Raw genomic sequence first — 19861 nt, forward strand, 5'->3', positions numbered from 1 at the left:
CTCCTCGGGCGGACACCTCCAGCGTCGGTCACCGAGCGGCCGCCCGGCAGGGCCGAAGGGCCCCTGCCGGGCGCCATGGGTCTCTCGTCGGGACCGTCACCTCGGAGTGCCGGCCCCGGGGCCCGTCGCCCCGGAGTGCCGGCCCCGGGGCCGTGGCGCGCGCCGGTCGGCAGCGGCCCCGGCGCGGGACCTACTCGCCCTGCATGTCCTTCAGCGCCTCCTCGACGCGGTCGAGGGTGTAGTTCGCGTCGGTGTAGCCCGCCACGGTGTTCTTGCCGCCGACGTAGGCCCGCCCGGCCTTGACCGCCGGGAGCTGCTTGTAGAGGGAGGTCTCCTGGACGGACTTCATGAAGGAGTTGACCTTCCCGCGCAGGTCGGAGTCGAGGAAGAGGACGTCGGCGTCGCCGACCGCGGCGGCCAGCTTCTCGTGGGAGAGGGTGGCCTCCGGCTCCTTCTCCTCGGCGACGATCTCGTTCTCCTGCTTCGACCAGGTGAAGCCGAGCGGCACGAGCAGCGTGCCCTGCATGTTCTTCTCGCCCCAGGCGTAGAAGTTGTTCTCCTCGTAGGCGCCGATGACGCCGACGCTCTTGCCCTCGATGACGTCCTTGTAGGTGGAGGCGATGCTCTTCTGCCGGTCGGCGAAGGCCGTCTCGAGCGCGTCGGCCTTCTCGGGCACGCCGAGGGCGTCGGCGATCTCCTCGGTCCGCTGGGTCCACTTCGCGCGGTCGCCGCCGCGGAGGGTGAAGGTGTAGACGGGGGCGATCTCCCGCAGCGCCTCGGTGGTCTCCTCGTCGTACACGTTCGGAGCGAAGATCAGGTCCGGTTCGAGGGCGGCGATGTCCTCCAGCTTCGGCTCCTGCTGGGCGACCACGGGGACCTTCTCGGCCTCGGCGACCTGGTCCTCGGGGACGATGCCCTCCTCGAACGAGCCCTGGCCGACGAGGTCGAAGCCGAGGTCGCGGACCGGCTGGGTGGCCGCGTAGTGCAGGGTGACGATGCGCTCGGGGGTGCCGGGGACCTCGATCTTCGCGCCCGTCGCGTCGGTGACGGTGCGGGTGGCGGGCTTCTTGTCCGCCTTGGTGTCGCCGGACGCGCCGTCGTCGGAGGACGAGCAGCCGGTCAGGGCGAGGGCGAGCACGACGGCGCCCGCGGCGAGCGAGGCGGGAGTGGACTTCATGGTGCGACCTTCCGGTGTTGTGCGGCGTCGGGCCCCGGACGGCGGCCCCGATGCCGGGTGATGATGTGAGGACCGCCGTTGACCGGGTCCTCGATGAGGGTGGCCTGGATGTCGAAGACGTCGGCGAGGAGTTCGGTGGTGAGCACCTCGCCGGGGGGTCCCTGCGCGACGATGCGCCCGTCGGACATCACGATGAGGTGTCCGGCGTAGCGGGCCGCGTGGTTGATGTCGTGCAGCACGGCGACGACGGTGCGGCCGGCCGTGCGGTTCAGTTCGGCGAACAGGTCCAGCAGGGATATCTGGTGCGAGACGTCGAGGAACGTCGTCGGCTCGTCGAGCAGCAGGATCGGGCTCTCCTGGGCGAGGGCCATGGCGACCCAGGCGCGCTGGCGCTGGCCGCCGGAGAGTTCGTCGACGGGCCGGGTGGCCAGGTCCGTCATCGCGGTCCGCCGCAGGGCCCGTTCGACGCTGAGTTCGTCCTCCGCGCTCCAGCGGGAGAGGACCGACTGGTGCGGGTAGCGCCCCCGGCGCACCAGGTCGAGGACGGTGATGCCGGCGGGGGTGACGGTGGACTGGGGCAGCAGGCCGAGCCGTACGGCCAGGTCCTTGGCGCGCATGCGGTGGATGTCCTTGCCGTCCAGGTGGACGGTGCCGTCGCGCGGCTTGAGCAGCCGGGACAGGGAGCGCAGCAGGGTGGACTTGCCGCAGGCGTTGGGGCCGAGGATCACGGTGAACTCGCCGTCGGGGATGCCGACCGTGAGGTGTTCGCCGATGACCCGGCCGTCGTAGGCCATGGTGATGTCGTCGGCGCGCAGCGAGGTGGCCGGCGTCGGCCGGTCGGGGGTGGTCACAGGGTTCCCTTCCGGTTCTCACGGACGAGGAGGGTCAGGAGGTAGAGGCCGCCGATCGCGACGGTGACGACGCCGACGGGCAGGGAGAGACCGGGGACGGCGTGCTGGGCGGCGAGGTCGGCGCTGGCCAGGATCAGCGCGCCGGCACAGGCGGCGGGCAGCAGGGCGGTACCGGAGGCGCCCGCGAGCCGTCGGCCCACGTGCGGTGCGGCGAGCGCCACGAAGGAGATGGGGCCCGCGGCGGCGGTGACGATCGCGACGAGCACCACGCCGCCGAGGACGAGCAGCAGCCGCAGCCGTCCGGGGCGCACACCGAGCGCGGTGGCGGTGTCCTCGCCCAGGTCGAAGAGGGGCAGCGCGCGCTGGAGTCCGACGCCGACGACGAGTGTGGCGACGGTGCCGGCGACGAGCGCGGGGCCGGTGTGCGCGAAGCTGACGGCGTTGAGGCTGCCGGCGCCCCAGACGGCGGCGACCTGGGCGATGTCGGAGTCGGCGACGAGGTAGAGGTAGGTCTCCAGCGCCACCAGCATGGCGTTGAGGCCGATGCCGACGATCACCAGCCGGAAGCCGGCCGTGCCGCCGCCGCGCGACAGCAGCATCACCAGGACGGTCACCACGAGGCCGCCGGCCAGTGCTCCGCCGGTGACCAGCGCGAAGCCGGAGCCCACGAACGTGATCACCGCGACGCCGCCCGCCGAGGCGCCGGCGGTGAAGCCGATGACGTCGGGGCTGCCGAGCGGGTTGCGGGTGATGCACTGGAACAGGGCGCCCGCCACTCCGAGCATCGCCCCGAGGACGACGGCGGCGACGGCACGCGGCAACCGCCAGCGCACGACGAAGAGTTCGGCGACCCGGGTGCCGTCGCCGGTCAGCGTCCGGAACACCTCCGCCGGGGAGTAGGTCACCTTGCCGAGCATCAGGGCGGCCAGGGTGACGGCCGCGGTCAGCGCGACGAGCGCGGCGCACGCGGCCGCCGCGCGCACCGACACCCGTCCGGACACCGGGACGCGTCCCGGCGCGCGCAGGACCAGGTCGCCCCGGTCGGTGAACAGCCACGGGGTCACTGGGTGTGCACCTTCCGGTTCGAGACCAGCCGGATCAGCACCGGTGCGCCGACGAAGGCGGTGACGACGCCGACGGGCATCTCCCGCAGCGGCAGCGCCACCCGGGCCACGATGTCGGAGACCAGCAGCACGACGGGCGCGGCCAGGGCGGACAGCGGGATGATGCGGCGCTGGTCGTTGCCGGCCAGCAGGCGGCAGACGTGCGGGACCATCAGCCCGAGGAAGGAGATGGGCCCGGCGACGGCGGTGGCCGCGCCGACCAGCAGGGTGACGGCGGCGACCGTCAGCAGCCGGACGCGCCGGGTGTCGACGCCGAGGGAGGCGGCCGTCTCCTCGCCGAGCGCGACGGCGTTGAGCGGGCGGACCAGGGTGAGGGCGAGCACCAGGCCCACGCCGAGGTAACCGGCGACTCCGGCGAGGTCGGTGAGAGAGCGTCCGGCGACCGACCCGGCGACCCAGGAGCGGTACCCGTCGAAGGTGCTGACGTCGAGGAGGCGGACGGCGGTGGTGATGCCGCCGAGCACCGCGGCGAGCGCGACCCCGGCGAGGACCATGCGGACCGGGGTGGCCGGGCCGCGGCCCGCGGAGGCGAGCAGCAGCAGGGCGACGGTCGCCAGCATCGCGCCGGCCAGCGCGGGCAGCACCAGCGCGCCGGTGGAGGTGGAGGCCCCGGCCCACAGGGCGAGGGTGACGCCGAGCGCCGCGCCGCCGTTGACGCCGAGGATGCCGGGGTCGGCGAGCGGGTTGCGGGTGAACGCCTGGATGAGCGAGCCGGCGACGCCGAGGGCCGCGCCGACGGCGATGGCGACGATGGTGCGGGGGAGGCGGGCGTCGAGGACGAGGGCGTCGGCCTGGCGGTCGCCGTGCCCGAGGAGGGAGTCGGCGACGCGGCCGGGGGCGATGCCCTCGGCACCGACGAACAGGCTGGCCACGGCGCACAGCAGCAGGGCCGTGGTGAGGGCGGTGAGGACGAGTGGCATGCTGCGCGCCCTCGGTCCGTCGGCCTCGGCGGCCCGTGGTGGGCGGGTGGCCGGGAGGGTCTCAGGCATGGGCGACGGTGACCGTCCCGAAGTGGCCGAAGCCCCAGCCGAGCAGGGTGCGTTCGACCGTGCGGGCGCCCGCCTCGCGGAGCAGGCCGGTGATCCGGTCGCTGGTGCGCAGCGGGAGGCCGGTGACCGCGAGGGCGGTGAGCACGTCCTCGGCGGCGTGGTCGTCGTCGGCGGCGTGGTCGCCGGTCCGCTCGAACAGCACGAGGGTGCGGCCGGCGTCGAGCGCGTGGCGGAGCAGGGCGCGGCAGGCGTCGTCGTCGCGGCCCTCCAGGGCGCTCACGAGGATCGCGCAGTCGTGGGCGGGCCACTCGGCCGCGTCGGTGCCGGGCAGGTGGACGGTGCGGCCCCGGGCGATCCGCTCGGCCACCTGGGCGGCGGCGTCGCCGCTGACGGCGAGGGTGCGGGCGTCGCGCACGGCGGGCAGGTCGGGCAGCAGGCCGAGGACGTAGGTCAGCTGCTCGGCGGTGCGGTCGTGATGGGCGGCGTCGAGGGCGGGGTCGGCGGCCCGCCGCGCCCGCCAGGGCAGGGTGCCGAGGCGCGGTGCGGGGCCGCCGGCGCGCAGCACGTCGAGGAGGTCGACGAAGGCCAGGGCCTCCCGGTTGGCGGGGTTGTCGAGCGACAGGTCCTCCTGGGAGGCGTCCTCGCAGAGCACCGCGCCGAGCGGGGTGTTGCGGTACCGGTCGCCGTCGCGTTCCAGGAGCCCGAGCGCGGTCATGCCGTCGAGCAGCGGGGCGAGCCGGGCGGCCGGCACGCCGGTGTCGGCGGCGAGTCCGTCCAGGGTGGTCACGCCGTAGGCGACGGCCGGGTTGATGCCGAGGGTGACGGCGACCCGGGTGATGACGGGCGGGGCCAGTTCGGTCATCTCGTGGATGTGGTGCAGGAGGGCCGCGGAGGTGTCCTCGGCGTCGTCCGCGGCGGCGGGGGTGAGGCTCTCGGCGTTGTCGCGGGGCGCGGGGGGCTGCGCGGGGGCCGTCCTCGGGCGCCGCCAGTAGCCGGTGACCTCGACGTCCTCCCTGGGCAGCCGGACCTCGTTGCGCAGATGGCGGCGGATCGGCGCGATGGTCATGGCCTCGCCGGCGACCCACGCGTGGACGCGGCCCTCGGGCAGGTCGACGCGGCGCACGGCGTCGAAGAGGCGGGTGCCGGTGCCGGCGGGTTCGCCGTCGCGGACCAGCCATTCGACCGTGACGTCGGCGCGGGTGGCGATCTGCTGGCGGTCGGCTTCGGTGGGGACCTCGACGACGACGTGGCCGCGGGTGCCGGCGGGCGCCTCCTCCAGCCAGCGGGCGATGGCGGGCAGCGCGGTCTCGTCACCGGCGAGCAGGTGCCAGTCGGCGTCGGGGTTGATCCGGGCGCAGGATTTCGGCCCCGCGAAGTGGATCGTGTCGCCGGGGCGGGCCGAGAAGGCCCAGGAGGCGGCGAGGCCGTGGTCGTGGCGGACCAGGTCGACGGTGAAGGAGTTCGCCGCGGGGTCCCAGGAGCGGACGGTGTAGTCGCGGGTGTTGCCCAGCACCTCGGGGTTCCAGGCGAAGCGGGTCTCCTCCTGGGTGCCGATGCGGGGCAGTGCGCCGTCGGCGGGCGGGACGACCAGTTTGACGTGGTCGTCGAAGCCGTCGGAGCGGAAGGCGGGCCGGTGGTACCCCTCCCCCATCACGCCCTCGGCGAGTTCCTCGCCGGTGAGCGTGATGCGCCGCATGTTGGGCGTGACGTCCACGATGTCGGCCACGGTCGCGCGGCGCAGCACGATGGGGTGGATCTCGAGCGGACGGGACGAACGGGGCATGGATACTCCGTGAAGATCGACAGAAGTGAGGTTAGCCTAACCTCACTTTGGCTGATCTTCGGCCCCCCGTGACGCTTTCGCAATCAGGCTCCGACCTGGTCGGTCGCCGATAGGTGTACAGGCCCGCCATCGGCCGGGGAAGGGGACGGGACCGACCCGTCCGCCGGGGCGGACCGCAGCCCCGTCCAGCTCCACCACAGCGCGGCGTACCGCCCCTCCGCGGCGAGCAGTTCGTCGTGCGACCCGCTCTCCACGACGGCCCCCTGGTCGAGCACCAGGATCCGGTCGGCGCGTTCCGCCTGGGTCAGCCGGTGCGCGACGAGCAGGGTGGTGCGGCCCCGGGTCGCCGCCTCGGCCGCCTCCTCCAGCATCCGGGCGCCCGCGCTGCCCGCCTCGGCCGTCGCCTCGTCCAGCACCGCCACCGGCGGGTCGGCCAACGCCAGCCTCGCCAGGGCGACATGACCCGCCTGGGCCGCGGTCAGCGGGTGGGCGCCCTCGCCGACGCGGGTGGCCGGGCCGTCCGGCAGGGCGCGCACCCAGCCGAGGGCACCCACCGCGTCGAGCGCGGCCAGCACCTGCTCGTCGCCCGCCTCCGGGCGGCCGAGCCGCACGTTGTCCAGCAGGGTGCCGTGGAAGACGTGCAACTCCTGGCTGAGCAGGGCGACATGGCGTCCCAGCCGGCTCTCGCCGATCCGGTCCAGGCGCGCCCCGCCCAGCCGTACGGTGCCGGCCGTGGGCCGCAGCACACCGGCCATGACCGAGGCGAGCGTGGTCTTGCCCGCGCCGCTCGCGCCGACCAGCGCCACCCGTTCGCCGGGGGCGACCGTCAGCGTGACGTCCCGCAGCACGGTCCGGTCGCCGTACGCGTGGGTGACGCCGCGCAGTTCCAGGCCCGCGTCGGCCGGCGTCTCGGGCACCTCCGGCTCGTCCGGCGGACTCATGGTGGCGATCCCGGCGAGCCGCGCCAGACTCGCCCCGGCCTCCTGGACCTCGTCGAACTGCGTGACGAGGAAGCCGATCGGGTTGAACAGCCGGTGGAAGTAGAGCGCCGCGGCCGTCACCGCGCCGACGGTCACCGCGTCGGACCGCACCAGCAGGAAACCGGTGACGAGGACGGCGGTGAGACCGATCAGCTCGGCGAAATTGAGCCGCGTACCGAAACGGGTGAACAGCCGGAACACGGTCAGGGACACGTCCCGGGCCGCCGCCGACCGCTCGTCCACCCGCGCCACGTGCTCGGCCTCCCGGCGGTGGGCGAGCACGGTGGACGCGCCGCGCAGGGAGGCCGCCATGGCCTGGGTGCGCGCGCCGGTCGCCACCCGTTCCTCGGCGTACAGCGGGCCGGAGCGCGGGAGGTACCAGCGCAGGGCCAGCACGTACACCGGGGCCGCTGCGAGTCCGGCGAGTCCGAGCCGCCAGTCCAGGGCGAACAGTCCGGCGCCGGTGAGGACCACGGTGAACAGGGCGTTCACCAGCCGCGGTACGACATCGGAGACGGCGGCGGTGACGTCGGCGACGTCGTCACCGGTGCGGGAGAGCAGGTCGCCGGTGCCGGCCCGCTCCAGGTCCTCGGAGGGCACGTGGAGCGCGCGGTCCAGCACCCGGGCCCGGATCCGGGCCAGGACCGTCTCGCCCAGCCGGGCCACCAGGGCGGCGCCGAGTCCGGTGAGCGCCCCGGCCGCGACGGCGGCGGCCACCAGGGTGACGACGACGGAGAACAGGCGGCCGGTCCCGGCGCCCTCCTGCACGTCGTCGACGAGGCCGCCGAGCACCCAGGGCGCGACCAGACCGGCGGTACTGGCCAGCACGGTCACCGCCACGGCGGCCGTGGCGAGGCGCCGGTGACCGGCCGTCTCGGCCCGGAGCAGCGCCCAGGTCCGGCGCGGGGAGGCGATGGGCAGCAGGTCCTGCCGGGGGTCGCCGGGGGTCGCCGCGGCCGGGGGCGTGTCCTGCCCGGGCCGTGGTGTCTCGTCCGTCCGCTCGTTCATCGCAGGACCGCCTTCCGGTACGCCGGGTCCGACGCGGCGAGTTCGCTGTGGGTGCCGGTGCGCACGGCGCGTCCGCCCTCGACCACGACCACCCGGTCGGCGCGCGCCAGCAGCGCGGGACTGCTGGTGACCACGACGGTGCAGTGTCCGCGGCGCCGGTCGGCGAGCCCCTGGGCCATCGCCTCCTCCGTCACCGCGTCCACCGCCGTGGTCGGGTCGTGCAGCACGAGCACGGGCGGCGACGCCAGCAGGGCGCGGGCCACGCCGATGCGCTGCCGCTGTCCGCCGGAGAGCGAGGCCCCGCGCTCGGTGACGCGGTGGTCCAGGCCGGCCGGGTGCTGGGTGACGATGTCGCCGGCCGCGGCGGCGACCACCGCGTCGGCGACCGCCCGGTCGTCGTGGTCCGCACCCGCCGTCAGGTTGTCCCGCAGGCTGCCCTCGAACAGGGCCACGTCGTGCTCCTCGACGAGCACGGTGCGCCGCCGCGCGTCGAGGGTGAGGTCCGCGGCCGGCACGCCGCCGGTCAGGACCTCGCCCCCGTGCCCGGCCGCGCGGCCCGAGAGCACCGCGAGCAACGCGTCCGCGTCGCGCGGGTCGTGGGCGACGACGGCGGTGAACCGTCCGTGGGGGGCGTGCAGGTCGAGGCCGTCGAGGGTGCGGTGGGTGACGCCGCGCAGCGTCAGGTCGGCCGGCGCGGGCACCTCGTCGCGGCTGCCCGGGACGGTCAGCGGCGGGGCGTCCACGGCACCGGCCCACCGGCGGGCGGAGGCCCTCGCCTGCGCCAGGAGCTGCCCGCAGAAGCCGAGGGTGTTCAGCGGCTCGGCGATGAACTGGGCGAGGCCGACGACCGTCACGAGCTGCCCGACCGTCAGGCGCCCGTCGAGCGCCGACCAGCCGGCGAACCCGGCGACCGCGGCGAGGAACAGTCCGCTGCTCGTCGTCGTGACGCCCTGGTGGAGCCCGGTGGTCGTGGCGGTGCGCAGACCGGCCCGCAACGCCTCCTCGCCGGCGGCCCGGTAGCGGTCGGCGGCGGCGCCGCGGGCGCCGATGCCGCGCAGCGTGCGCAGTCCGCCGAGCAGGTCGGCGGCCAGGGCCGTGACGCGTCCGGTCGCCTCCTGGAGCGCGGCGCTGTGCCGGGTGAGCCGGGGGCCGACCCAGGCGTTGAGCAGCACCGAGAGCGTCACGCCGGCCAGCACGCCGAGGCCGAGGGGCACGTCGATCAGGAGCAGGGCCGCCGCCGACACGACGATGGCGGCGACCGCGCCGAACGCGAAGGACACCGCGCGGATGATCAGCGCGGTGCGCTGCGCGTCGGACGCGGCGATGCTGAGGAGTTCGCCGGTCCGCAGGTCCGTACGCCGGCCGCGCGGGTCCAGGGCGGCGCGGGCGACGTCGACGCGCAGCAGGTGCGCCTCGTGTTCCATCGCGGTCACGCCCTGCCGGGCGCCGAGGCGGTACGCGTGGGCGAGGACGGTGAAGAGCACCGTCAGTCCGGCGACGGACCAGAGCAGCGCCGTGACGTCGCCGGTGGCCACGGCACGGTCGATGACCAGGCCGATGGCGATCGGGACGGCGGCCTCCGCGGCCTGGTGCAGCGCCAGCAGCAGCCAGCCGGCCGTGAGCCGCCCGCGGTGACGCCGCAGTGCCGCCGCGAACACCGCCCGGGGCGTGCGGGATTGCGGGAGACTGCCGGGCATGGGTGAGTCCTTCTGGGCGGCGGCACCGTGAGGGCGCGTCGGTTAGGCGAGGCTGACCTTACCAATGCGGCTCCGGCCGGCTCAGCCGCGGTCCCGTCCCCCTGCTTCACCCCGGGCAGGACCGCCTCCGCGCCGTCGGTCGGGGCGCGGTCGTCGGGGAGCCCGCCGGTCCGGCTCCACGGGGTGGGCGAGCGGACCCGAGCGGTCCGCCGTGCACGGGCGTCTCACCGTCGTGCACGGCGTCTCACCGTCATGCACGGCCCCGAGGCCGAGGGTGACGGCATCGTGGTGCTCCGACGGCGACGGCGCCGTGGTCGTGGGGCACCGGTCTCCTCCGGTCCGCGCGTCGGTGACGCCCCGGGAGCGGGGCCGTCAGCCAGGTCCGCCGTAACCGGCCCGGGACCGGCCGGTTCCGAACTTCCGCACGGCCGTGGCCCCCGCGGGCACCGGACCGCCCACGCCGCCCGGGCACCGGACGGCGGGTGCGGCGCCGACGGCGTGCACCGCGGGTCCGGAGGTGCCGCGCCCCGCGAACGCGCCGACAATGGCCTCATGTCCCGGAACAACCGGAGCACCGCGAACGCGTACGGGCCGCCGACCGTGACGGTCAAGGGGCGGGTCGTCAGGCTCCGCACCATCGGTTCCCTGCTGATCGTGGCGGCGGCCGTCTGGTTCATCGCGGCCAACACGGCGTCGGTCACCGTCCGGCTGTGGGTTCCGACGATCACGCTCCCGCTGTGGAGCGTCCTGACGGTCACGTTCCTCGCCGGACTGCTGCTCGGCCTGCTCGTCGTCCACCGGCGCGACCGTCGCTAGGGGGCCGCAGGGGCCGCCGCTCCTCCCGTCGTGCCACGGCCCGGCGGGAGGGCGCACCCCGTCGTGCGCGTGCGCGTGCTCTCGGCCGCGGCAGGGCCGATACTGCCCACGAGCGGCCTTCCGGCCGAGTACCGTCCGAACCGACCACCCGTCCGAACCGACCACCCGTCCGACCGCCCGACCGTTCGACCGCCCGACCGTCCGACCGTCCGACCGACCGACGTGACCCTTTCCCGTCCGCAGCCGCACCCCGGACGCCCGGCCCGCGTCCCGCTCCCGTCCGTGTTCCCGTACGTGTCCGTGTTCCTGCTCCTTCCGACCAGCGGAGTCCGGCGGCCGGTGGCACACCCGCCCGCCGGGGTCCACAGGAGGCACCCATGAAGATGCTCATCAACGTCCCGGAAACCGTCGTCGCCGACGCGCTGCGGGGCATGGCGGCGGCTCATCCCGAACTGACGGTGGACGTGGAGAACCGGGTGGTCGTCCGCAAGGACGCGCCGGTGGCCGGCAAGGTCGGACTGGTGTCCGGCGGAGGTTCCGGGCACGAACCGCTGCACGGTGGATTCGTCGGGCCGGGCATGCTCTCCGCCGCCTGCCCCGGCGAGGTGTTCACCTCCCCGGTGCCCGACCAGATGGTGCGTGCCGCCGCCGCCGTGGACAGCGGCGCCGGCGTGCTGTTCGTCGTGAAGAACTACACCGGCGACGTGCTCAACTTCGACATGGCCGCCGAACTCGCCGAGGACGAGGGGATCCAGGTCGCGAAGGTGCTGGTCGACGACGACGTCGCGGTGACCGACAGCCTGTACACGGCCGGCCGCCGCGGGACCGGCGCGACCCTGTTCGTGGAGAAGATCGCGGGGGCCGCGGCGGACGAGGGACAGCCGCTGGAGCGGGTGGAGGCCGTCGCCCGGCAGGTCAACGAGAACTCCCGCAGCTTCGGCGTCGCCCTCAGCGCCGTCACCACGCCCGCCAAGGGCAGCCCCACCTTCGACCTGCCGTCCGGCGAGCTGGAGTTGGGCATCGGCATCCACGGGGAGCCCGGGCGGGAACGTCGCCCGATGATGACCGCGGGCGAGATCGCCGAGGCCTCGGTGGACGCGATCCTCGCGGACATCACCCCCCGCAACCCGGTCCTGGTCCTGGTCAACGGCATGGGCGCCACCCCGCTGCTGGAGCTGTACGGCTTCAACGCCGAGGTGCAGCGGGTGCTCGGCGAGCGCGGGGTCCCCGTCGCCCGGGTCCTCGTGGGGAACTACGTGACCTCGCTGGACATGGCCGGCGCCTCGGTCACCCTGTGCCAGGTCGACGAGGAGCTGCTGCGCCTGTGGGACGCGCCGGTCAGCACGCCCGGCCTGCGCTGGGGTATGTGACGCGCACCCGGGCAGGGTCCGAGGAGTACCTACCATGCAAGGAGATTCCGTGCTCGACGCCGAATTCTTCCGCCGTTGGATGACGGCGACCGCCGCGTCCGTGGACCGCGAGGCGGAGCGGCTCACCGCCCTCGACTCCCCCATCGGTGACGCCGACCACGGGGGCAACCTGCGGCGCGGGTTCACGGCGGTGCGGGAGGCCCTGGAGAAGGAACCGCCCGCCACGCCCGGCGCGGTGCTCACCACGGCGGGCCGCCTGCTCATCTCGAAGGTCGGCGGCGCGTCCGGACCGCTGTACGGGACGCTGCTGCGGCGGGCCGGCAAGACGCTAGGCGACGCCGAGGAGGTCGACGAGGCCCAGCTGGCCGAGGCGCTGCGGGCCGGGCTGGACGCGGTGAAGCAGCTCGGGGGCGCCGCTACCGGTGACAAGACCATGATCGACGCACTGGAGCCGGCGGTGGAGGCGCTGGGCCAGTCCTTCGCCGCCGCCCGCAGCGCGGCCGAGGAGGGTGCCGTGGCCACGACCCCGATGCGGGCCCACAAGGGCAGGGCCAGCTACCTGGGTGAACGCAGCATCGGCCACCAGGATCCGGGGGCGACGTCGGCGGCGCTGCTGATCGCCGCACTGGAGACCGCCGCGTCCGGGACGGGGGCCGGAGGTGAGTGACGCGACGGTGGGCATCGTGCTGGTGTCGCACAGCGCAGCGGTCGCCACCTCGGTCGCGGAGCTGGCGAAGGGGCTGGCCGGGGCGGGGGACGCGGTCCCCGTCGCCCCGGCGGGCGGCACGGACGACGGCGGGCTCGGCACGAGCGCCGAGCTCGTCGCCGCCGCGGCGGCGTCCGTCGACCGCGGGGCCGGGGTCGCCGTGCTGACCGACCTGGGGAGCGCGGTGCTCACGGTGAAGACGCTGCTCGCCGAGGGTGACGAACTCCCCGCGAACACCCGGCTGGTCGACGCGCCGTTCGTGGAGGGCGCGGTGGCCGCGGTGGTCACGGCGGCCACCGGAGCGGACCTGGCGGCGGTGGAGGCAGCGGCGGCGGAGGCGTACACGTACCGCAAGACGTGAGGCGGCGCCCCCCTCATTGGGGGGCGGCGGCCGGCGGCTGCCTCGAGACGGGCGGCGGCAGGCGGCCGTTCCTTCCGGGTCAGCCGCCGTCGACGAACCGGCGCGCCAGTTCCTCCCCCAGGGTCACCGCCGCGTCGGCGTCCTCGATCGGGGTGACGCGGCTGTCCTTGAAGACGATGTACGTGACGTCGGCAGCGGTGCCACCGGTGAGCGGGTCGGGGTCGATACCGAGGGCCTCGGCGGTGGCGTAGGAGGCCTCGCCGATGATGTGCGCGGGGCCCACGTCGCCGACGACCGCGTACTGGACCCGGTCCTCGTGGATCACGGCGGCGACCGAGCCGCCGCGCACCCCGTGCTCGCGGTAGTCCCAGACCGCGCTGGGGGTGGGCACCACGATGTGGGGCAGGGTGGCGGAGTCCAGCGGACGGCCGTCGGACTGGGCGAAGGCCGTGGCGGCGGAAAAGGTGGGGTCGGTCGCCGCGTTGCAGCGCGGACCGGGACGGCCGTCGCAGTCGATGTCCAGGTCGGCCTTCCAGTGCACGACGTCGCGGGTGCCGCAGACGGGGATCGTCGGGGCGGTGCCGTGGTCGGTGCGGTAGAGGCCGTCGGAGATCCGGGTGCAGTCGCGCACCTTGTCCAGCAGGTCGGCGGCGGACACGGAGCTCTCGCTCCGGGCGACCGGTGCGCCGTGGTGCTCCGCGGCCGGTCCGCCGGGGAGCAGGGTGGGGGCGAGCAGGGCGGCACCGGCCGCGGCCAGGGTGAGCGAGGGGGCACGGAACACGTTCGAGGGGCCTCTCGTCGGGGACACTGACGGGCACTCAGCCCTCAGCCAACCTCATAACGGGTCCGCGACGCGGTCATCGTGACGGGGCCGGAGGGTGCACGACGGGGGGTGCTCGGGCACCCGGGGGCCGAGCCGTGTTCCGGCCCGGGCCGCCCGGTCACCCTCTGAGGCGCGGGACGAGCGACGACAGCGGTCCGCGCCACGGACATGAACCACCGAGCCCTCGCGAGCAGTTCAGCCGTTCGGATGCTCAGCATACGTAATGCGGCGGACCGCACACCAACGACGCCCTCTTGATGTGGCCGCGTCAGGTGCACCATATTGGTACGGACCATTCCGAGGCCGGGATCCGTCCGTTCGGCCGGTGCCCCGGCGTGTCGCCACGACCGGGGTCCGGGGAGAGGAGGAGCGTGCGCCGTCCCACGGCCGACAGGCCCGCCGCCCCGGACCCGGGCGGCCCATCCGGGCCCACGTCCAGGCCCGCCTCAAGGTTCGCCTCCAGGCCCCCGTCCGGGCCCTCGTCCGCGCCCGCCTCCAGACCCGCCGCCAGGCCCTCCTCCACGCGCCCGTCCGCGCCGTCGTCCCCCGCGGGCGCGCCGCCCTCCCCGCGCCCGTCCGCAGCGCTGTGCGCGCCCCCGCTCGAGCCCGCGTACGCGCTCCCGCGTGCGCCCTCGTCCACGCCCCCACGCGCGGTGCGGCGGGCCGGTGTGGTGTGCGCCGTGGCGTGCGCCCTCTTCCTGCTCCTCGCCGCCTGCGGAACCGGTGGCTCCGCGGACCGGGCCGGGGGCGAGGGCGGACTGCCCGGGGCGCCGACCGGAGTCACCGCCGAGGCGGGGAGCGCCACCAGCGTGCACGTGATGTGGAACGCGCTGCCCCCGGGCGGCGGGAAGGTCTCCCGGTACGAGGTGTACCGCGGCTCCACCAAGGTGGAGGAGGTCCCCGGCTCCGCGCACATGGTGGACGTCACCGGGCTCCGGCCCGCGACCGCGTACGCGTTCACCGTCCGGGCGCGGGACACGGAGGGGCGGCTGGGGCCGCGCAGCCGGGAGGTCCGGGCGACGACCCCGCGGGCCGCACCGGAGGACCGCTCGGCACCCACCCGGCCGGCCGGGGCAGCGGGCCGGGCGGTGGGCAGCAGGGCGGTCCAGCTGTCCTGGTCGGCCGCCACGGACGACCGGGCCGTGGTCTCGTACGACATCCTCCAGGCCGGCACGAAGATCCACGGGGTGGGCGGGCAGCAGACGGCGACGGTGGTCACCGGCCTGCGGCCGGGCACCCGGTACTCCTTCACCGTCCGCGCCCTCGACGCCGCCGGCAACGCCTCCCCGGTGAGCACCACCGTGCGGATCACCACACCGGGCTCGGGGGACGGCGGCGCCGGGACCGCGCCCACCCGTTTCGAGGCGGACGTGCGCCGGGCCGACGGGGCCTATCACCTCGACCTGAGCTGGGTCCCGCCGGAGGTGGACGGCGTGGTGACCGAGTACCAGGTCCACCTGGACGGCCGTGCGACGACCTCGCTGGTCTTCGGCGGGGAGGCTCCGCGCGACCGGGCCGAGTACTCCTTCTACGTGGGGAAGGAGCCGGGGGTCACCCACCGGGTGCGGATCCGGCCGATGCTGCCGGACGGCACGTGGGGCGCCTTCTCGGCGGAGCGCACGGTGACCACCGGGACCGGGAACTGACGTTCCGCGGCGGGGCCGTGGGCCGCGGCGCACGGCCCCGTCACCTGCCCGGCGGCGGCCGGGGTGCGGTGGGCGTCCGGTGCGCCTTGGCTGGCCCTGTGCGGCACGGGCGTTCCCGACCCTCGGCGGCGCAAGGGATGTACCGCCAACCGTGCCGCCGGAAGGCAGTCCACATGCGCTACTCCACGTCCGTGTTCCGCTCCGGCCCGACCGCGGCAGCCGCCGCCGCGCTCACCTTCGCGCTGGCCGCTCCGGCCGCCGCCGATTCCGGCATCTCGGTGAGCACCACCGGCTCGACCGTCTCGGTCGCCACGTCGGCGTGCACCCAGATCAACGGCAACTGGGGCACGGCCTCGCTGCTCAACAGCAGCCAGACCAGCTTCGCCCAGGGCAGGCAGGTGGCCCTGTCGGGCAGCGCCTCGTCACAGTCGGCCGCCTGGTCGAACGTCACGGCCGGCACGTACACGGTGATCGTGATGTGCTCCAACGGCAGCACCGCGGGCAGCCAGTCCGTCATCGTCTCGCCCGCGCCCAGCCCGAGCCGGGTCACCCCCACGGCCTCGCCGTCACGGGGCGTCATGGGCGGCGTGGGGGGCGGTTCGACGGACTACGGCACCGTGACCCTGGTCGCGGGCGGCGCGCTGGTCGGTACCGGTCTGCTCGGCGCGGCCTGGTTCCTGCGCCGCCGCAACAAGCCGCACCGCCTCTGAGCCGGCGCCGGCCGCCACCACGTCCGACGCGCTCCGGTCCGGCGGCCGGCGTCACTTGTCCCCCGTCCCGCCCCCACCCCGTCCCTCGCCCCGCAGACCTCGCCCGGGAATGCGCCCCGCACCCGACACGCCCCCGCGGGGTGCGGCACGCGAACGCGCCACACCCGGATGCACCTCGCCCCGGATGCGTCTCGCCCGGCTGCACCTCGCCCCGGGGAGGCGGCACGTCTCGGACGCGCGCCGGGCGCCCGCCTCCCGGGGCCCGGCACCTGACGGCTCAGCCGGCCCGTTCCGCACCCGCCTCCGGCCGCTCCGGGGGCCCCTGGCCCGCCTCCGCACCGTCCGGGGCTCCCTCGCCCGCCTCCGGCCGGTCGGCCCCCGCCTGCGACACCCCCGGCCCGTCTGCTTCTGTTCCGGGCGCCCCTTGAGTCCCTGGTGCTCCTGGCGTCCCCTGCGTTCCTGGCGCTCCCTGCGTTCCTGGCGCCCCCTGTGGGCCGGGCAGTTCGGCGAGTTCGGCGAGGGCGTGTTCGAGCCAGCGGACCCAGAACGTCTCCAGGTCGATACCGGCCCGGAGCACCAGGTGCCGCAGACGGTCCCCCGGGTCGTCCCTTCCGGGCGGGAAGTCGCGCCGCTCGATGTCCTGGTACTCGGCCAACTGCCGCTGATGCAGGTCCAGATGGCGCCGCAGGTCGTCCTCGATGCCGTCGGTGCCGACCACCGCCGCGGCGCGCAGGCGCAGCAGCATCGCGTCGCGGTGCGGCTTGGGGTCCTGCGACGCGGCCGTCCAGCGGGCAAGTTCCGCGCGGCCCGCCGGCCGGACCTCGTAGGACTTCTTCTGCCCGCGGACCGGCTGCCGGGACGGCAGCGCCCGGATGAACCCCTCGGCCTCCAGCCTGCCCAGCTCGCGGTAGATCTGCTGGTGCGTGGCGGACCAGAAGTAGCCGATCGACCGGTCGAACCGACGCGTCAGTTCCAGCCCCGACGACGGCTTCTCGAGCAGGGCGGTGAGGATCGCGTGCGGGAGGGACATGGACTCATCCTAGGGACGGGGGCGCGCACCCCCGCGGCCCGCCCGTGACGGAGAGGCCGACCCGACGGGACGAACTGGCCGACCCCCTGTGGAGAAGTGGCCGACCCCCTGTGGCGAAGTGGCCGGCCCGCCGGGGCGGGCGGCACGTTCCGGGCGGCGGGCGGCACGTTCCGGGCGGCGGGCGGGACGCGGGGCCTACAGGGCCGCGGCCACCTCGGTGCCCTGCTTGATGGCACGCTTGGCGTCCAGTTCGGCCGCCACGTCGGCGCCGCCGATGAGATGGACGGGACGGCCGGCGGCGACCAGCTCCTCGTAGAGGTCCCGGCGGGGCTCCTGGCCGGTGCACAGCACCACCGTGTCGACCTCCAGGACGGTGCTCTCGCCGTCGACGGTCACGTGCAGTCCGGCGTCGTCGATCCGGTCGTAGACGACCCCGGGGACCATGGTGACGCCCCGGTGCCTCAGTTCGGTGCGGTGGATCCAGCCGGTGGTCTTGCCGAGGCCGGCGCCGACCTTGGTGGTCTTGCGCTGGAGCAGGTGGACCGTGCGCGGCGGGGCGGGCCGGTCGGGTGCCGTGAGGCCGCCGGCGGAGGCGTGGTCGAGGTCGACGCCCCAGTGGCGGAAGTAGGTCGCCGGGTCCTCGTGCGCCTTGTCCCCGCTGTCGGTGAGGAACTCGGCGACGTCGAAGCCGATGCCTCCGGCGCCCAGGATCGCGACCCGGTCGCCGACGGGGGCGCCGTCCCGGAGGACGTCCAGGTAGCCGAGGACGCTGGGGTGGTCGACGCCGGGGATGTCGGGGACGCGCGGGACGACTCCGGTGGCGACCACGATCTCGTCGTGCCGGGAGACGTCGGCGGCGGTGACCCGGGTGTCGAGGCGGACGTCGACGGCCAGTTCGTCGAGCCGGGTGCGGAAGTAGCGCAGGGTCTCGTCGAACTCCTGCTTGCCGGGCACCTTGCGGGCCACGTTGAGCTGCCCGCCGATCTCGCTCGCGGCGTCGTACAGGGTGACGTCGTGTCCGCGTTCGGCGGCGCCGACCGCGCAGGCGAGGCCGGCAGGTCCGGCGCCGACGACGGCGACGCGCTTGCGGCGGCGGGTCGGGGAGAGCACCAGTTCGGTCTCGTGGCAGGCGCGCGGGTTGACCAGGCAGGAGGTGATCTGTCCGCTGAAGGTGTGGTCGAGGCACGCCTGGTTGCAGCCGATGCAGGTGTTGATCGCCTCGGGCCGCCCCTCGGCGGCCTTGGCGACGAAGTCGGGGTCGGCGAGCATCGGCCGCGCCATCGAGACCATGTCGGCGTGGCCCTCGGCGAGCAACTGCTCGGCGAGTTCGGGGGTGTTGATCCGGTTGGTGGTGACCAGCGGGACCGACACCTCGCCCATGAGGCGCCGGGTGACCCAGGTGTAGGCGCCGCGCGGCACCGAGGTGGCGATGGTGGGGATGCGGGCCTCGTGCCATCCGATGCCGGTGTTGATGATCGTGGCCCCGGCCGACTCGACGGCCTTCGCCAGGGTGACGACCTCGTCCAGGGTGGAGCCGTCGGGGACGAGGTCGAGCATGGAGAGCCGGTAGATGACGATGAAGTCCTCGCCCACCGCCTCGCGGACCCGGCGGACGATCTCGACCGGGAAGCGCATCCGGTTCTCGTAGGAGCCGCCCCAGCGGTCGGTGCGCCGGTTGGTCCGCGTCACGATGAACTCGTTGATCAGGTAGCCCTCGGAGCCCATGATCTCGACGCCGTCGTAGCCGGCCTGCCGGGCGAGGCGGGCGGCGCGCGCGTAGTCGTCGATGGTGCGCTCGACCTCGGCGTCGGTCAGCTCACGGGGCGGGAAGGGGCTGATCGGCGCCTGGAGCGGGCTGGGGGCGACCAGGTCGCGGTGGTACGCGTAGCGGCCGAAGTGCAGGATCTGCAGCGCGATGCGTCCGCCCGCGTCGTGCACGGCGTCGGTGACGACCCGGTGCTGCTCCGCCTCGGCCTCGGTGGTGATCCTCGCGCCGCCCTCGTAGGGCCGGCCCTCGTCGTTGGGCGCGATGCCGCCGGTGACGATGAGGCCCACCCCGCCGCGCGCGCGGGCCGCGTAGAACTCGGCCATGCGGGCGAAGCCGCCCTCCGCCTCCTCCAGGCCGACGTGCATCGAACCCATGAGGACCCGGTTGGGCAGGGTGGTGAAGCCCAGGTCGAGGGGGGTCAGCAGGTGCGGGTAACGGCTCATCGGGCCCTCCGTGCGCGGTGTGGTGCCTCTGTTGTAGAGGACGCGCGACGGCTTGTGCAACTAGTTGCATAAAGGTCGGGGGGTGAGGGAGGACACAGGCGGACCCCGGAGCGGCGCTCCGGGGTCCGGTGGGTGTCGGCCGACGTGGGCGGCTGCTCGGGCCGGCCGTGTCAACGGCTTTCGAGACGGACGTGCAGCTCCCTCTCCTGGTCCCCGGAGACCGTGGTCAGGTCGTGCACGTCGAACAGGTCGTCCAGCGTGCTGCGGAACCGGTCGATGGCCCAGGGACCGCCGTGCAGATCGGCGTCGACGGAGGACGACAGCCGGGCCGGGCCGGCGCCGCCACCGTGCGGTGCGGCCACGTCGAACGTGCCGAGCCACACCGTGGGCCGGGTCTCGTGGAACTCCTCGGGGACGTCCTCGGCGCACCGGTCGGACGTGAAGCAGGCGCAGAGCGCGTCGAACACGATCCGGGCGTCGTGCTTGCTGCATCCGCTGATCTCGACCGAGACGGATTCCGGGTGCGGTCGCTCACTGCTCATCGGGATCGCTCCTCTCGTGACCCCCCGCGTGCCCCGC

16 protein-coding genes and 1 pseudogene are annotated in these 19861 nt (G+C 74.9%); 6 read left to right on the forward strand and 11 right to left on the reverse strand.

The features are described from left to right. Positions 1 to 190 precede the first annotated feature (190 nt). The 7 genes from AB0F01_RS26175 to AB0F01_RS26205 all read right to left on the reverse strand — a co-directional run bounded on the left by AB0F01_RS26175 (position 191) and on the right by AB0F01_RS26205 (position 9609). Positions 191 to 1177, reverse strand: coding sequence for an ABC transporter substrate-binding protein (locus tag AB0F01_RS26175; RefSeq protein WP_362100466.1), 987 nt, complete (start codon positions 1175 to 1177; stop codon positions 191 to 193). After that, positions 1174 to 1971, reverse strand: a complete 798-nt coding sequence (locus AB0F01_RS26180; RefSeq protein ID WP_362100667.1) for an ABC transporter ATP-binding protein — start codon at positions 1969 to 1971, stop codon at positions 1174 to 1176. The genes AB0F01_RS26175 and AB0F01_RS26180 overlap by 4 nt, the downstream gene beginning before the upstream one ends. A 53-nt stretch (positions 1972 to 2024) precedes the next feature. Then, entirely contained in the window at positions 2025 to 3092 is a 1068-nt protein-coding gene (locus AB0F01_RS26185) for an iron chelate uptake ABC transporter family permease subunit (protein ID WP_362100469.1), read from the reverse strand. After that, complete coding sequence (locus AB0F01_RS26190; protein ID WP_362100472.1) at positions 3089 to 4141, reverse strand: iron ABC transporter permease; 1053 nt, start codon at positions 4139 to 4141, stop codon at positions 3089 to 3091. The genes AB0F01_RS26185 and AB0F01_RS26190 overlap by 4 nt, the downstream gene beginning before the upstream one ends. Continuing rightward, positions 4134 to 5924, reverse strand: a complete 1791-nt coding sequence (locus AB0F01_RS26195) for a siderophore-interacting protein (protein ID WP_362100475.1) — start codon at positions 5922 to 5924, stop codon at positions 4134 to 4136. Before AB0F01_RS26195 ends, AB0F01_RS26190 begins: the two co-directional genes overlap by 8 nt. Before the next feature lie 83 nt (positions 5925 to 6007). Beyond that, on the reverse strand, positions 6008 to 7912 hold the full coding sequence (locus AB0F01_RS26200) for an ABC transporter ATP-binding protein (RefSeq protein WP_362100477.1): 1905 nt from the start codon (positions 7910 to 7912) through the stop codon (positions 6008 to 6010). Beyond that, positions 7909 to 9609, reverse strand: coding sequence for an ABC transporter ATP-binding protein (locus AB0F01_RS26205; RefSeq protein WP_362100479.1), 1701 nt, complete (start codon positions 9607 to 9609; stop codon positions 7909 to 7911). The genes AB0F01_RS26200 and AB0F01_RS26205 overlap by 4 nt, the downstream gene beginning before the upstream one ends. A 552-nt stretch (positions 9610 to 10161) precedes the next feature. Between AB0F01_RS26205 and AB0F01_RS26210 the strand changes: the two genes are divergently transcribed. The 4 genes from AB0F01_RS26210 to dhaM all read left to right on the forward strand — a co-directional run bounded on the left by AB0F01_RS26210 (position 10162) and on the right by dhaM (position 12862). After that, the gene (locus AB0F01_RS26210) at positions 10162 to 10425 is read left to right on the forward strand and encodes a lipopolysaccharide assembly protein LapA domain-containing protein (protein ID WP_362100481.1); all 264 of its coding nucleotides are present in this window, start codon (positions 10162 to 10164) and stop codon (positions 10423 to 10425) included. A gap of 377 nt (positions 10426 to 10802) precedes the next feature. Next, positions 10803 to 11795, forward strand: a complete 993-nt coding sequence (gene dhaK, locus AB0F01_RS26215; protein ID WP_362100484.1) for a dihydroxyacetone kinase subunit DhaK — start codon at positions 10803 to 10805, stop codon at positions 11793 to 11795. Between the two features lie 49 nt (positions 11796 to 11844). After that, positions 11845 to 12462, forward strand: a complete 618-nt coding sequence (dhaL, locus tag AB0F01_RS26220) for a dihydroxyacetone kinase subunit DhaL (protein ID WP_362100487.1) — start codon at positions 11845 to 11847, stop codon at positions 12460 to 12462. Beyond that, the gene (gene dhaM / locus AB0F01_RS26225; protein ID WP_362100490.1) at positions 12455 to 12862 is read left to right on the forward strand and encodes a dihydroxyacetone kinase phosphoryl donor subunit DhaM; all 408 of its coding nucleotides are present in this window, start codon (positions 12455 to 12457) and stop codon (positions 12860 to 12862) included. Before dhaL ends, dhaM begins: the two co-directional genes overlap by 8 nt. 79 nt (positions 12863 to 12941) lie before the next feature. On the opposite strand, the gene AB0F01_RS26230 is transcribed toward dhaM, so the two are convergent. After that, a complete protein-coding gene (locus AB0F01_RS26230) occupies positions 12942 to 13643 on the reverse strand; it encodes a glycoside hydrolase family 75 protein (protein ID WP_362100493.1) in 702 nt (233 codons plus the stop codon). A gap of 722 nt (positions 13644 to 14365) precedes the next feature. Between AB0F01_RS26230 and AB0F01_RS26235 the strand changes: the two genes are divergently transcribed. Then, positions 14366 to 15331, forward strand: a complete 966-nt coding sequence (locus AB0F01_RS26235; RefSeq protein WP_362100495.1) for a fibronectin type III domain-containing protein — start codon at positions 14366 to 14368, stop codon at positions 15329 to 15331. Between the two features lie 173 nt (positions 15332 to 15504). Then, complete coding sequence (locus AB0F01_RS26240; RefSeq protein WP_362100498.1) at positions 15505 to 16041, forward strand: hypothetical protein; 537 nt, start codon at positions 15505 to 15507, stop codon at positions 16039 to 16041. A 484-nt stretch (positions 16042 to 16525) separates the two neighbouring features. Here AB0F01_RS26240 and AB0F01_RS26245 read toward each other — a convergent pair. From AB0F01_RS26245 to AB0F01_RS26255, 3 genes and pseudogenes are all read right to left on the reverse strand, one after another. Beyond that, positions 16526 to 17071 (reverse strand): annotated as a pseudogene (locus AB0F01_RS26245) (PadR family transcriptional regulator); the annotation flags it as partial. Between the two features lie 195 nt (positions 17072 to 17266). Beyond that, complete coding sequence (locus tag AB0F01_RS26250) at positions 17267 to 19282, reverse strand: NADPH-dependent 2,4-dienoyl-CoA reductase (protein ID WP_362100501.1); 2016 nt, start codon at positions 19280 to 19282, stop codon at positions 17267 to 17269. Positions 19283 to 19452: 170 nt separating this feature from the next. Next, positions 19453 to 19824, reverse strand: coding sequence for a hypothetical protein (locus AB0F01_RS26255; protein WP_362100503.1), 372 nt, complete (start codon positions 19822 to 19824; stop codon positions 19453 to 19455). Between the last annotated feature and the right edge of the window lie 37 nt (positions 19825 to 19861).

Source organism: Streptomyces sp. NPDC029526, assembly GCF_040637405.1.
Lineage (GTDB): Bacteria > Actinomycetota > Actinomycetes > Streptomycetales > Streptomycetaceae > Streptomyces.